Here is a 13,225-nt window from a genome sequence, read left to right on the forward strand (position 1 = left end):
CTATGAAATCATCATTTAAACTCAGTACGCAGGTGTATGTCATGCTTGCCTTTATGCTGGTGATGGCGCTGGGTATTCAGGCAACCCGTTCGGACGCTATTCTGCAATTAAAGGGAGCGCAGAACCATGTCTCCAATCTGTCGCAGCTAAAGCAGGACGAAACCAATGCGCTTACTGCCGCTCAGGTCAACACATTACCGCAGGAACGGCGTATGCTGGTGCTGTTCGACGAAACCGATCCAGCAAGCATCAAAATTCGCAACAATGCGGACCATATGCTCACTTATATGAAAATCAATCACGATCTAGTGAATGTCAGCACCTTTTCCGGTGAAACGTCCAAATACAGTGGCGTGATTCTCACGATGTCGAGTCTTGGCAAGCTACCAGATCAGCACTGGATCGACAGCTACGTAAGTCATGGCGGCAGTCTGCTGCTCACCTCGATGCCGCAGCTGGATCAGGAGCTATACCAGAATTACCGCAAAATGGGCATCATTGAGCTGGGCGGCTATCTCACCTCTACTGGCTTGAAGCTGACTAGCAATGTGCTGCTCAATGATAAAAATGCGCATTACAGCGCCGAATTGATCCAAAACGGTTCGGTACGCGTGCGCTTGAGCAAAGATAGCATCGTGCACGCCGTCAGCGATGAAAATGTACCGCTACTCTGGGAAACACCGTATGGCAACGGACGCTTCGTCGTCTTCAACGGCTCGATGTTCCAAGAGAAAACGAGTCGTGGTCTACTGTCTGGCGCCATCACGCTTATGCACCCAGATATGATCTACCCCGTGCTCAATGCAGCACTCATGTATATTGACGACTTCCCTGCTCCGATTCCGGCGGGTACAAACGATAAGGTGTACAAGGAATATCACCGCAACACCGTTCGCTTTTATAAGGACATCTGGTGGCCAGACATGCTGAAAATTATGGCAGAGCATAACTTTAAGCTGACCGGGGTTGTGATCCAGACCTACAACAATCAGGTGAATCCGCCCTTTGGGCAATATAGTGATGCGGATAGTCTGAATCTGACGTTATTTGGTCGTGAGCTGATCAAGCAAGGCGGCGAGATTGGGATTCATGGCTACAATCACCAGTCGCTAACCACTCAGTCGCGAATCTCGGATAGCTTCGGTTATCATGTCTGGCCAGATGGGAACAGTATGGCAGAATCGATTGCGACCGTAGCATCGTTTATCCATCAATCGTTCAGTAAATACAAGCTGACCACGTATGTACCACCATCCAATGCGCTTGATCAAGATGGACGCGACGCGCTAAAACGTGCATGGCCCGATCTGAAGACGATCTCATCTGTATATAGCGAAGACCCGGAGAATCGGTCGTATGTGCAGGAATTTGAGGTGTCAGCAGATGGCATCGCTGAGCTGCCGCGCATTTCGTCAGGCTTTATGACAGACGAGTTCAATGACTGGGCAACCGCCAACGCGATGACGTCGCTCGGCGTTTTCTCCCATTTTGTACATCCTGACGACATTTTGGACCCGGATCGCAGTCATGCGTATAACTGGGAACAGATGCGCGATATGTTTGATGAATTTATCGACCGCTCGACCACTCGGTATCCGTGGCTGCGTCCGATGACTGCATCAGAAGCGACGGCAGAGTTACAGCGGTATCAGTTGAGCGAACCGCATTTTGTATATGAAGCCAATGAAATTGACGGCTATATCAACCACTATACGGCAGGCTCACTGTATTATGTGCTGCGTACGGATCGTAAGATTACATCGCAGACCAACTGCCGAATCGCACGGATTGATGATGAATCGTATCTGGTGGAAGTGACTGCCGATACATTCAAACTCGGTCTGGGAGGGAAGACACAATGAGAATTTGTATCGTAGCGGAAGGCTCGTATCCCTATGTGACCGGCGGGGTATCCAGCTGGATTCACTCGCTGGCACGGAATATGCCGGAGCATGAATTTGTCATTTATGCGATTGCGGCAGAGCGCAAGCAGCAGGGCAAATTCAAATACACCTTGCCGGACAATATTGTGGAAGTACGCGAGATTTTTCTTGATGAATATATGCAGCTGGATGGCGAATGGGGTCATCAGCTGCGCTTACAGCGACATCAGCGGCAGGCGATTACATCGCTGATCTCCGGTGAAGGTAAGCTGGACTGGCGCCAGATTTTTGACGTGCTGTGCGACCACAAATTGAGCAATCCTGCCAATTTCCTGATGAGCCGTGATTTCTTCGATATTATGAGCAAGCTGTGCGAGGAGAAATACGAGCAGCTTCCTTTTACCGAGATGTTCTGGACGGTGCGCTCAATGATTCTGCCACTGCTGCTAACGGTGCAAAAGCCGTTGCCCGAAGCTGATGTGTATCATGCTGTCTCTACTGGTTACGCCGGAGTGCTGGCAAGTCTGGGCAAATACCTGTACAACAAGCCCGTGCTGCTCACCGAGCACGGCATCTACTCACGTGAGCGTGAGGAAGAGATTATTAAGGCGGACTGGGTAGACGGTTATTTCAAGGACATCTGGATTCGTTACTTCTACACGCTGTCGACCTGTGCGTATCAGTATGCAGATGAAGTCATTACGCTGTTCGGACGCAATCGCGAGATTCAGATCGAATTGGGCTGTGACGAGGAGAAAATCAGTATCGTTCCCAACGGCGTAACATCCAGCGATTATCTAAATCTGCCGATAAAGCCCGCAGGTGAGCCGATCTATATCGGCGGTATCGTGCGCGTCGTACCGATCAAGGATATTAAAACGATGATCCAGAGCTTCCAGATTGTGAAGCGACAAGTGCCGCAGGCAAAATTTTTCATTATGGGTCCGTATGAAGAAGACCCTGATTATTATGAGGAATGTCGGTTGATGGTGGAGCTACTGAAGATCGAAGATGTCATCTTCACGGGCAGTATCAATGTTAAAGAGTATATCGGGCAGATGGATATTCTCGTATTGACCAGCATTAGTGAAGGGCAGCCGCTCGCCGTATTGGAAGGATTGGCGGCAGGCAAGCCGATGGTTACGACTGATGTCGGCAGCTGTAAGGAGCTGATCTATGGCAATCATGACGACTTCGGCGCAGCCGGAAGCGTGGTGCCTGTGATGAGCTATGAGCGGATTGGCGAAGAGATCGTTAAGCTGTGCAAGAATGAAGATCATCGTCTGCAAATGGGCGAAAATGGACGCAAGCGCGTTAGCAGCCTGTACACAAACCACAACTTCATTTCCAGTTATCAGCAGTTGTATCACACGTATGGAGGAGTGCAATCATGGCCGGTATCGGTTTCGAATTAAAAAAGCTATTTGATAAAAGCGGGCTGGTCAACAAGGCAAAAGCCTACACCTACTCCTCACTGATCACGATTGGACCGATGCTGCTCTGTATCGTGATGGTCGCGGTGTTCAACTGGATAATGCGGCAGGCGAGCGTGGACTTTTTGGATGTGGAGTTGTTCCAAAGCTCGGTCATTTATGCGTTTATTTTCTCCTATATTATGAGCAGCATGATGACGATGTATCTGACTCGTGTAAGCTCGGACTTTCTGAATGAGGGGTATCATAATGCACTGCTGCCCTCGCTATACGGCAGTATTCAGATTACGCTGATTGCCGGTGCGATTCCGGCGCTGATCTTCCTGATCCTCGCTCCGCTGCCGCTATCGGTTAAAACGGGATTGTTTCTGCTATTCATGCTGCTGATCATGATCTGGAATCAGGTTGTGTATGTATCCGCGATGAAAAATTTCCGCCGCATCGTAAGCGCCTTTGCCTGCGGAGCGGTAGTGTCGATCGGCGCGCTGTCCATCATCTTGTATCTAACGCCACTGCGGACTGCTTCGTCTGCACTGTTCTCGTTTGACTCTGGATTTTTGGTGACGGCGGGCATGCTGATGGTTCAGATTGAGCGCTATTTTAAACCGGGCAAAACGGTGTCCAACTTCTCGTTTCTCGCCTTTTTGCGTCGGTACCCATCGCTTATTGCCATCGGTATTCTGAATGCGGTCGGCTTGTTTGCTCATCAGTTCATCCAATGGTTCGGACCGTCGGGTGTGGTGATTAGCGACGCGTTTTTGATGGCGCCGCAGTATGATGTGGCGGTGTTTTGCGCCTTTTTGTCTGCGGTTCCGACATTGATCGTATTTGTCGTCTCGTTGGAGACGAGCTTTTATCCCAAATTCCGTAATTATTATGACTATATTCTGTCCAAAGGCTCGATTATGGACATTAACCGAGCACGGACGGAGATGTATCAGGTGCTGGGGCAGCAATTTACGCTGATGATGGGCATTCAGATGATCTTCTCCATTATCTCCATCGCCCTTGGTATCCGCTTCTTGCCTCTGATGGGCTTTACATCCACGCAGATCGATCTGTTCAATCTGCTGGTGATCGGCTATTTTGCCTACATTATCTACAATGTGGTCTCGCTGGTGCTGTTGTACTTTGATGATCGCAAAGGGGTACTGTGGCTGGCGATTGCTTTTCTCGGCATGAATACAGGCTTTACAGCGATCTCAGTATGGCTGAATGATCAGGGCTTTTCCTTTTTTGCAGCATCGTTTCTTACGCTGCTGCTGGCGCTGGCACGCATCATCTATGTGCTCAACCATATCAATTACTACACATTTAGCGCCCAACCGCTGGTCGCGCGTCAGACCGAAAATCGCTTCGGCCCACTGCTGAAGCGTTAGCAAGAGGAGGAAGTCATGAAGATGTATACAAAAGCTTCGGTGCTGCTGACCAGTGTACTAGGCATGGTCCTCGTGGCTGGCTGTCAAAACCAGACTACGCTGCCTGCCACCACTGCCGATACGGGCAAAGCCGAAGCAGCAGCCACGTATCATCCACGGCTGGAGGATAATGTGACCGTCTATAAAGGCGATACACAGGATACGGTGATCGACTTTTACCTGACGATCACGAAGGATAATCTGACCGCCGAGCCGCCGCAAAGCTGGAACCGTCTGAACGAGATTACTTTGCCGGAAAATAATATGGCAGACAAAGGCGTCAATGCCATCATTCAGGAGGGCAACAGTAAAGGCCCGGCACAAGGCAAATTCGGCTATGATGTCAAATATCCAAATGCCTTCGTCAAGCTGCGCGGCAAATCGACGCTCAGCTCACATCAAAAGGCATATAAAATCAGCCTCTACAAAGACGCTGGCGAATGGCGCAGTCAATCGACGATCAATCTGGTGAAAAGCGCGTATGATTTTAGCCGGATGCGTAACAAGCTCAGCTATGATCTGTTTCAAGGCGTGCCAGACTTTACTAGCCTGCGCAATCAGTATGTGCATCTGCATGTCAAAGACATGACTGCTGGCAGTACCTCATCCTCATGGCAGGATTATGGGCTGTACACACAGGTGGAGCAGCCAAACCGCAGCTTCCTAAAATCGCACGGGCTTGACCCGAACGGACAGCTGTACAAGGCGGCGAACTTTGAATTTTACCGTTATCCCGATCAACTCAAGCTGGAAAGCGATCCAACGTATAACGAAACCCAATTTGAATCGGTGCTAGAGGTGAAGGGCAACCATGATCATACCAAGCTGCTCAAAATGCTAGATGATCTCAATGATACAACGCAGGATTTTGATACTGTATTTGATAAATATTTTGACCGCGACAATTTCCTTACATGGATGGCGATCAATATTCTGACCGACAATATCGATACCCAAACGCAGAACTATATGCTCTACTCGCCACTCAACTCCAACACATGGTATTTCCTGCCGTGGGACTATGACGGTGCATGGGGCTTTTACGATGACGATACGGCGCGGCGCGCCCCGTGGAAAGCTGGTCTCGCTAACTATTGGGGTAGTCAGCTGCAAAATCGCTTTTTCAAAAATCCAGACAATGTGCAGGCACTGCAAGAGAAGATCAAGCAGCTGGAATCGGTATTCAACCGCTCCAATACAGCAAAGCATGTCGACATGTATCGCAACATCACCGAGAAGTACGTGTATCAAATGCCCGATCTAGGCAATCTGCCAGAGCCGATTGAGAACTACAAGCACGAGGTCGATCATCTGATGGACATTCCTGAGGAATCGGTAGCGCGATTTGAGAAGATGCTGCAATACCCAATGCCATTCTTCATGGGCGATGTGCAGCAAACGGGCGAACAGCTTACCTTCCGCTGGGACAACTCGTACGATTTGCAAGCAGACGATATTACGTACCGCTTCCTTATCTCCCGCTCGCCTGCAATGACCAACCCGCTGCAACATCAGCCTGCGCTCAAAGCGAATGAGGTGAGCGTGAGCGGCTTAACACCGGGGCGCTATTATTGGAGCGTCGTAGCGGTAGACAGTAAACAGCATGAGATGCCCGCCTTTGATATTTATGAGGATCTGGACAATGTGAATCATTATGGGGTGCGTGAGTTCTATGTCAAATAAACCGTGGTCGCGGCTTGGCATACTGTCGCTGCTGGTTCTGCTGACTGGTTGCAGCATCCCCTCTGGTCTGATGCCATGGGATCTGCACGACAACCGTAGTGACCGCCAGCAACATGCCTACGCAGCAGGCAAGCTGGCAGATAACAGCGCCGCTTATGACAGCGATGCACAGAATCAGATTACAAACCTGTATGTAACGATTATGCATCAGAATCTGGACCGCAAGCATCCATATAGCTGGCTAGAGCTAAACGGGATCAACCAGCCGCAGGACGATGACGGGCGCTCACTGGATGCCATTTTTCAAGAAGGCGACGATAGTGGTCCTGTACATGGCATGTTCGGCTATTCAGATTATCAGGTGAATAGCTCTATCTCGCTGCGTGGCACGGAATCTATCAAATCGGCGCAGAAATCATACAAGATCAAGCTGAACGGACAAGCTGGCGCATGGCGCGATCAGTCGACCATCAATCTGGTCAAATCCGTCGGCGATCTAACTCGGCTGCGCAACAAACTCAGCTTCGATTACATCCATTCTCTGCCGGATATGGTGAGTATGCGCACCAGCTTCGTCCGTTTGCATGTGAAAGACTTATCGCGCGACGATGCAGTCGACACATTCACAGATTACGGATTGTATACACAGATTGAACAGCCGAACAAAGCCTTTCTGCGGGCGCATGGACTTGATTCCAGCGGCTCGCTATACAAGGCGGAGAAGTTTACTTTTGATCGCAGCCCGGACGCATTGAAGCTGGAAGACGATCCTTCCTTTGACAAATCCAAGTTTCAGGACGTGCTACAAATCAAGGGCAGCCGAGATCACCAAAAGCTGCTGACAATGCTGGATGAGCTGAACGATGCCAGTGGTCAGGCGTGGGATGCCGTGTTTAAACAGCATTTTGACGAGAATAATTTCCTAACTTGGCTAGCAAGCAATATCCTTATGGATCAAGTCGACGCAGCTTCGGAAAACTATCTGCTCTACTCGCCAAGCGAATCAGACAAATGGTTCTTTATCCCGTGGGATTACGACGATGCGTGGGGACGTACGCCAGATAGCCAGCGCGCACCGTGGCAGCATGGTCTTGCTGCGTATTGGCAAAATCGGCTGGTACAGCAGTATTTCCGTGAACCGCAGCATGTGCAGCAGTTGCAGGACAAGCTGGATGAGCTACGCAAGATCATCACCCCAGCGCAAACCCTGCAACACATCACCGCCTATCGCAAGGTGATCGATTCCGTGATTGCACAGTCTAACGATCCCGGTTATCTGCCCGGTACGCTGGATGCACGCGATGCCGAGCTACGTCGGTTGCCGAATGTGACGGAGCAAAGTTATCAAGCATTTGTGCAAGGGCTACAAGCACCGATGCCGTTTCAACTGCATGAGCCGGACACACAGAATCGCACACTTCACTTGAGTTGGGACGCTTCCTATGATCTACAGCATGAACCGCTAACGTACAAGCTCATCATTTCCCGCAGTCCAGCGATGGACAAGCCGGTGGTTCAGATCAACACTGGATCGAAGACTGCAACAGATGTGTCGTCGCTAAACAGTGGACGCTACTTCTGGACAGTGACTGCCATAGACACAAGCGGTCATACCGCGATGCCATACGATCAATACACAGATATTGACGATGCCATCCATTATGGCGTACGCCAATTGTATGTGCAGTAAGCACGAAAGGGGATTACAGACGTGCGCTTTGACAATAAACGTCTTCGGCATGAGCTGAAGTATTATATCGCACCGAATGAATACGAAGGATTACGCCGACGCGTAGCGACGGTGATGCGACTGGATCGCAATTCTACCGACAGCGAAGGTTACCATATTCGCAGTCTGTATTTTGACAATATTCAGGAAACGGCGCTGTTCGATAAAAATAATGGTGCGTTTCGTCGCAAAAAGTACCGCATCCGCATTTACAACAAAAGCGATGCCGTGATCAAGCTAGAACGCAAAAGCAAATACAACGAATTTACCGCCAAGGAATCTGCCTCTATCACCCGTGAGCAGTTTGACTGCATCATGCACGGAGAGACCGGCTTTCTGCTCGATTCCGGCAATCTGCTGATGCGCGACTTTTACTACGATATGCTGCACGGACAGCTCAAACCGGCGGTGGTGGTCGATTATATCCGCGAGGCGTACATTTATCCGGTGAGTGATGTGCGCATTACGTTCGATAAGCATCTATGTGCGGGCGTGCAATCCTTTGACATCTTTAATCCCGATCTGGTGACGATGGAGTCCGTCGACGGTCCGCGCCAGATTCTCGAAGTAAAATACAACCAGTTCTTGCCAGACTTTATCAAGCATCTGGTGCAATTGTCCTCGCACAATCGCTCCACCATCTCCAAATACGTGCTGTGCAAGGAACGACAAAAAGTGTTTACAGGCTGACGTCAGCCTGAAGGGGGACAACCATAATGAATGAAACAACCAATTTTAGCGATGTGATCAAAAAAAGCTTTCTCCAGCTTGATTCCTTCAATCAGGTATCGTTTATTGAGATGTTTTGGAGCCTGCTGATCGCCTTTGGTCTGGGAATGCTAATCTACTGGGTATATCGCAAATGCTATCGCGGTGTCGTGTACAGCCATAATTACAACGTCTCATTTGTGCTGATGACCATTATCACGGCGCTCATCATCATGACGATCAGCAGCAATATCGTACTGTCGCTCGGTATGGTCGGCGCGCTCAGTATTGTACGTTTTCGTACTGCGGTCAAGGACCCGATGGACATCATGTTCATGTTCTGGTCCATCTCCGCTGGTATCGCAACAGGTGCGACGTTGTACGCCTTTGCCATCGTTGGCTCGATTGTGATCATGCTAGTCATCTTCTTCATGGCACGCCGCCAAAGCAGCGATGCACCGTACTTACTGGTCATCCACTTCGACGACGAAGCTGCCGAGCCAGTGAAGATCGCACTACGCAAGCTGAAATACGTACTCAAATCCAAAACAGTACGCAAAAATGTGACTGAGATGACGGTCGAAATTCGGCTCAAGGACCCAGACAATACGCAATTTATCAACGATCTGTCCAATGTCAATGGAGTGTCGGACGTGGTGCTGGTCAGTTACAACGGGGATTATGCTCAGTGATGATGTGCTGCTAGTATAGGTAAACGTACGAATCCGGCGATATAATGCTGGATTGGACAATGATATACAATGAAGTCAGGCTGACAAAAGGTGCGGAACCGAATCCGTACCTTTTGTCAGCCTTTATTTGTAGCTAGCATTGTTTGGACAGAATATAGATGAGCAGTAACAGCAATAGAAGTAGAAATTTAGAAGCAAGCGGTGTGATGCACGCTCAGGCTTCTATCGTGCACAATCATACCGTACGAAAATAGCGATACACCTTGTCTAGCTTCTGCGCATGGCGCCCTTTCTTACTTTCCATATTGCCAAATTCAAAAAACTTCACTTTACGGATGCCAATGTAGTTGAACAGCGCACGCTTCATCAGCAGTCGATGCGCATTGCCCAGCCAAAGCTGCAAATACCCAGTCGGTCCCTGCATCGTGGACACGCAGACGACCGATTTGCCTTTTAACAAGCATTCTGGCAGCAGATCGCCAGCTTTGCGATATTGAAAAGCAAACCCTGATGCCATCATCCGATCTATGAATCCCAGCAGCATCGCTGGCGGACGTCCCCACCAGATCGGATACACAAATACCAGCTGATCCGCCCAGCGTACCTGTTCCCGATAATGATCCAACTCAGGATCAAGGTGCATATCGCGGCGACGCTTGTGATCGTTGAAGATTAGCGCTGGATTGAATTGATCAGCGTACAGATCAATCGTACGAATCTCGTCCACTGCCGGATTTTCCTGATTACCACGAACGACCTGCTGCATCATTGTATAACAGAGACTATCGTGATTGGGATGAGTGTAAATAATGAGTGTTTTCATAGGAAACGCTCCTTTTAGTTATCATTTGATAAATAAAATATAGCAGTATGTCTATTTACTTGTCAAATGATAATTGTTTTATGATAACCTCTCTGGTATGTTGGTGAAAGAAAGAGGTGATCGTATGCAAGGTTCTACACTGTTTCGTCAATTGATCAACTTCATCACATCCGTGCATAACGCTACGGCTGCTATGTCCTCCGAGATTCGACTGGATCATGTCACGCCGATTCAATATAAAATACTCGAATATCTCGCTGTCAGTCAGCCGCAAACGCCTAGCGCCATCAGCGACTGCATGCACATGTCCATGCCCAATACGAGCCGCGAACTGCGTAAGCTGATTGAAAAAGGGCTGTGTGAAAAGCTATCCGATCCCAACGACCGTCGTAAACAGCTGTTCCGCCTGACTGCTGTTGGAACGGAATGGATCAACGGTATCTTCGCTCAGATTGAAGTGAAGTTCAACGAGCGAACCAAGGGGCTAGATGCGCAGGAGCGGCAGGAATTGGAGCAAGCGTTGCAGTTATTGCAGCGGAAGGTGTTTTATTAAAAGGGAGTTTATTGAGTGGGATGAGAAATGAACAAAAGCCGCCCTTCTGCTGTGAATACAGCGTAGAAGGACGGCTTTTTGCTATACAACAAAAATTACTACACGATACAAATAGAATGTTTATATCGTGTTTTAGACTATCATTTACTATTGCTTGGAATCGGTATTTGGGGTAGATAGTTCATCTTGTCTATTGTATAGTACAGCTCTGTTTTCGTACCTTTCAGCTTTGCTTTATCATACGTGATGATATATTGTCCGTTTACTGCTAGATCTGGATTCACGGTGGTAGCATAGACACCATTCTGTTCGCGTTTGCTATTCGGTTGCTCATACCAGAGTGAATAGACAACCTGATACAACTGGTAAGGCTCGCCCGGTATCACATGTAGGATTATTTGATCATCATTTTCTTGAATGTTTGTAATGCTTATACTCCCTGTTGAACCCATATCTAGTTGAATCGGTCGCTCTGCACTTGGTTTGTTTTTCATAGAGATAGAATGAATTTGCTGATCAGATGTCTCGCTAAAATACCACGGTATTAGAGTTAATCCCGTTGCTTCAGTTGGTAGAGCATCATATTCGGAATGTTTATCATCTGGAGAACCTGTACTTTGCGGGTTTTCACGATACACATTCCCCTCCGAATCAGTCAACATATACAGAATGTATTGATTATGATTCCGCTGCTTCCAGTCTGGATACCCGTCTAATTTAACATGAACATATGTGGCAAGCGGCGTTGACGTTGCTTCTACTTTATCAAAAGCAATGCCCTGTCCCGTGGATATACGCTTAGGAATAGCATAACGATCGAGCTTCGACGTACGTGTCGCATTCACATGATATATAAATGGCTGATTTGTCATATGTTTAAGCGTAATCCGAATATTCATATCTACCGTTTTAGGGTTAGTTTCGTATCCATCCATCCGTCCACTTGAATCATTCTTTCCTTGTAACACCTCTGGAATGAGATCATACACCATTGCATAGTTGGCATGGTTCTGATCGATCACTTGTCTGTGGAATATATTCTGTTTTTGCTCTGCGGTTGCATTTAAATCGAGAGGCAAAGTAGCATTTTTACCATTCACAATAACCTCTACCTTCTCAATCTCTGCATTCTTCTGCTCCGTCTGCTGACTTACTTCCAGCCTCAGCTTACTTCCGTCGTATACCAGCGATTCCAGCGTCATCGTCACACCATTTTGCTGAATCGTTGGTTTGGCATTTTCTTCTCGCTCGTCTGCTGTCTGCCAGCCCATTTCCGAGGTGAAGCGGTACACATATTCCGTTCCCGGAATCTGCTTGAGCGAACGCGCCATATCGGCAGAGAAGAACCCGCTGCCCAGCACTCCGCCTACACCGATGACGAGCACGGCAGCAGCAGTCATACTCTGCCAAATCCAGCGGTGACGCTTGCGCTTACGCTCTGGCTGTGCAGTCATGACATCATCCGCCGCGGGCAATACAGACAATGAACCATCCTCATATCCAGCGCCATGATCTTTCATCTGCGGTACAGACGTGTTCGACGGTGAAGACATGGCGAGATCGTCGCGAATCTGCTGTGCCGTCCGGCGCTGCCCAATCTGCCCATATATATGCTGCAAACGTGCCTCTATTTCCGGTGGCATCTGTTCTGCTTCGTCACGTCCACGTTCTCTCAGCAGTTGATCTAGCTTATCGGTTTTCATGCGTACGTCCCTCCTCGTCTTCTCCGCCGATCCAGCGGGATAGTAGCTTGCGTGTACGATGCAATCTCGTTTTGGCTGTACTCTCGGTAATGCCGAGAATGTCGGCGACCTGTTTTAACGGAATATCCTGAAAATAATGCAAAATAATCAACTGTCGCTTGTCTTCCTCCAATTGATCCACCACTTGCCGCATATCCACATCGTCATATGTACCAACGGCGATGTTCACCGTCGGTCTGATTTCGGAAAAAGGAATGACCCGCTGGCGTTTGCGCAATACGTGATTGCATTCATTGATCAGGATGCGAATGATCCATGTCTCAAAAAATATCGCTTCGCGTAGCTGCGGCAACGATTCATACGCCTTGATCACCGTCTCCTGCATCACATCCACTACATCCTCCTGCCGCTTCACCATCGCACTGGCAATACGGTATAGTCGAAGCTCCATATGCTTCATCAGCCGCAAAAATGCCTGCTCATCCCCACGCCGAGCTAGCCCGACCTGTTGTTGTACATCCTGTTCGTCCAATGGTTGTCCACCTTCTCTCTTTGTGACATTGGCACCGTGTTCCCTGCGCGCCTTCCCTATTCCGTTTT

General features: G+C 48.8%; 11 protein-coding genes. 8 read left to right on the forward strand and 3 right to left on the reverse strand.

Annotated features, from left to right (window positions below; translation table 11 throughout):
- Positions 1 to 2: 2 nt before the first annotated feature.
- Genes ABXR35_RS20730 through ABXR35_RS20760 form a run of 7 tightly spaced genes read left to right on the forward strand, consistent with a single transcriptional unit; the run spans position 3 to position 9,546 of the window.
- Complete coding sequence (locus tag ABXR35_RS20730) at positions 3 to 1,862, forward strand: DUF2194 domain-containing protein (protein WP_367063959.1); 1,860 nt, start codon at positions 3 to 5, stop codon at positions 1,860 to 1,862.
- A complete protein-coding gene (pelF, locus tag ABXR35_RS20735; RefSeq protein WP_367063960.1) occupies positions 1,859 to 3,298 on the forward strand; it encodes a GT4 family glycosyltransferase PelF in 1,440 nt (479 codons plus the stop codon). Before ABXR35_RS20730 ends, pelF begins: the two co-directional genes overlap by 4 nt.
- Entirely contained in the window at positions 3,274 to 4,695 is a 1,422-nt protein-coding gene (gene pelG, locus ABXR35_RS20740) for an exopolysaccharide Pel transporter PelG (RefSeq protein WP_367063961.1), read from the forward strand. Before pelF ends, pelG begins: the two co-directional genes overlap by 25 nt.
- Positions 4,696 to 4,710: 15 nt before the next feature.
- A complete protein-coding gene (locus tag ABXR35_RS20745) occupies positions 4,711 to 6,417 on the forward strand; it encodes a CotH kinase family protein (protein WP_367063962.1) in 1,707 nt (568 codons plus the stop codon).
- On the forward strand, positions 6,407 to 8,107 hold the full coding sequence (locus ABXR35_RS20750) for a CotH kinase family protein (protein ID WP_367063963.1): 1,701 nt from the start codon (positions 6,407 to 6,409) through the stop codon (positions 8,105 to 8,107). Before ABXR35_RS20745 ends, ABXR35_RS20750 begins: the two co-directional genes overlap by 11 nt.
- 21 nt (positions 8,108 to 8,128) lie before the next feature.
- Complete coding sequence (locus tag ABXR35_RS20755; RefSeq protein WP_367063964.1) at positions 8,129 to 8,836, forward strand: polyphosphate polymerase domain-containing protein; 708 nt, start codon at positions 8,129 to 8,131, stop codon at positions 8,834 to 8,836.
- A gap of 26 nt (positions 8,837 to 8,862) precedes the next feature.
- On the forward strand, positions 8,863 to 9,546 hold the full coding sequence (locus ABXR35_RS20760; protein WP_367063965.1) for a DUF4956 domain-containing protein: 684 nt from the start codon (positions 8,863 to 8,865) through the stop codon (positions 9,544 to 9,546).
- A 235-nt stretch (positions 9,547 to 9,781) separates the two neighbouring features.
- Here the strand turns inward: ABXR35_RS20760 and ABXR35_RS20765 are convergent, their stop codons facing one another.
- On the reverse strand, positions 9,782 to 10,369 hold the full coding sequence (locus ABXR35_RS20765) for an NAD(P)H-dependent oxidoreductase (RefSeq protein WP_367063966.1): 588 nt from the start codon (positions 10,367 to 10,369) through the stop codon (positions 9,782 to 9,784).
- Between the two features lie 124 nt (positions 10,370 to 10,493).
- Here ABXR35_RS20765 and ABXR35_RS20770 point away from each other — a divergent pair, with 124 nt between their 5' ends.
- Positions 10,494 to 10,922 (forward strand): MarR family winged helix-turn-helix transcriptional regulator, encoded by a 429-nt coding sequence (locus tag ABXR35_RS20770; RefSeq protein WP_367063967.1) that lies wholly within the window; start codon positions 10,494 to 10,496, stop codon positions 10,920 to 10,922.
- A 140-nt stretch (positions 10,923 to 11,062) separates the two neighbouring features.
- Here the strand turns inward: ABXR35_RS20770 and ABXR35_RS20775 are convergent, their stop codons facing one another.
- Positions 11,063 to 12,625, reverse strand: coding sequence for a DUF4179 domain-containing protein (locus ABXR35_RS20775; protein WP_367063968.1), 1,563 nt, complete (start codon positions 12,623 to 12,625; stop codon positions 11,063 to 11,065).
- Positions 12,612 to 13,157 carry a sigma-70 family RNA polymerase sigma factor gene (locus ABXR35_RS20780; RefSeq protein WP_367063969.1) on the reverse strand — a complete coding sequence of 182 codons (546 nt, stop codon included), beginning with the start codon at positions 13,155 to 13,157 and terminating at the stop codon, positions 12,612 to 12,614. Before ABXR35_RS20780 ends, ABXR35_RS20775 begins: the two co-directional genes overlap by 14 nt.
- Positions 13,158 to 13,225 lie beyond the last annotated feature (68 nt).

The organism is Paenibacillus sp. JQZ6Y-1 (assembly GCF_040719145.1).
GTDB classification, from domain to species: Bacteria; Bacillota; Bacilli; order Paenibacillales; family Paenibacillaceae; genus Saccharibacillus; species Saccharibacillus kandeliae.

Coding starts and splice junctions, on each gene's coding strand:
- ABXR35_RS20760 (WP_367063965.1), top strand. CDS start 8,863: ATGAATGAAACAACCAATTTTAGCGATGTGATCAAAAAAAGCTTTCTC.
- ABXR35_RS20770 (WP_367063967.1), top strand. CDS start 10,494: ATGCAAGGTTCTACACTGTTTCGTCAATTGATCAACTTCATCACATCC.
- pelG (WP_367063961.1), top strand. CDS start 3,274: ATGGCCGGTATCGGTTTCGAATTAAAAAAGCTATTTGATAAAAGCGGG.
- pelF (WP_367063960.1), top strand. CDS start 1,859: ATGAGAATTTGTATCGTAGCGGAAGGCTCGTATCCCTATGTGACCGGC.
- ABXR35_RS20775 (WP_367063968.1), bottom strand. CDS start 12,625: ATGAAAACCGATAAGCTAGATCAACTGCTGAGAGAACGTGGACGTGAC.
- ABXR35_RS20730 (WP_367063959.1), top strand. CDS start 3: ATGAAATCATCATTTAAACTCAGTACGCAGGTGTATGTCATGCTTGCC.
- ABXR35_RS20750 (WP_367063963.1), top strand. CDS start 6,407: ATGTCAAATAAACCGTGGTCGCGGCTTGGCATACTGTCGCTGCTGGTT.
- ABXR35_RS20765 (WP_367063966.1), bottom strand. CDS start 10,369: ATGAAAACACTCATTATTTACACTCATCCCAATCACGATAGTCTCTGT.
- ABXR35_RS20745 (WP_367063962.1), top strand. CDS start 4,711: ATGAAGATGTATACAAAAGCTTCGGTGCTGCTGACCAGTGTACTAGGC.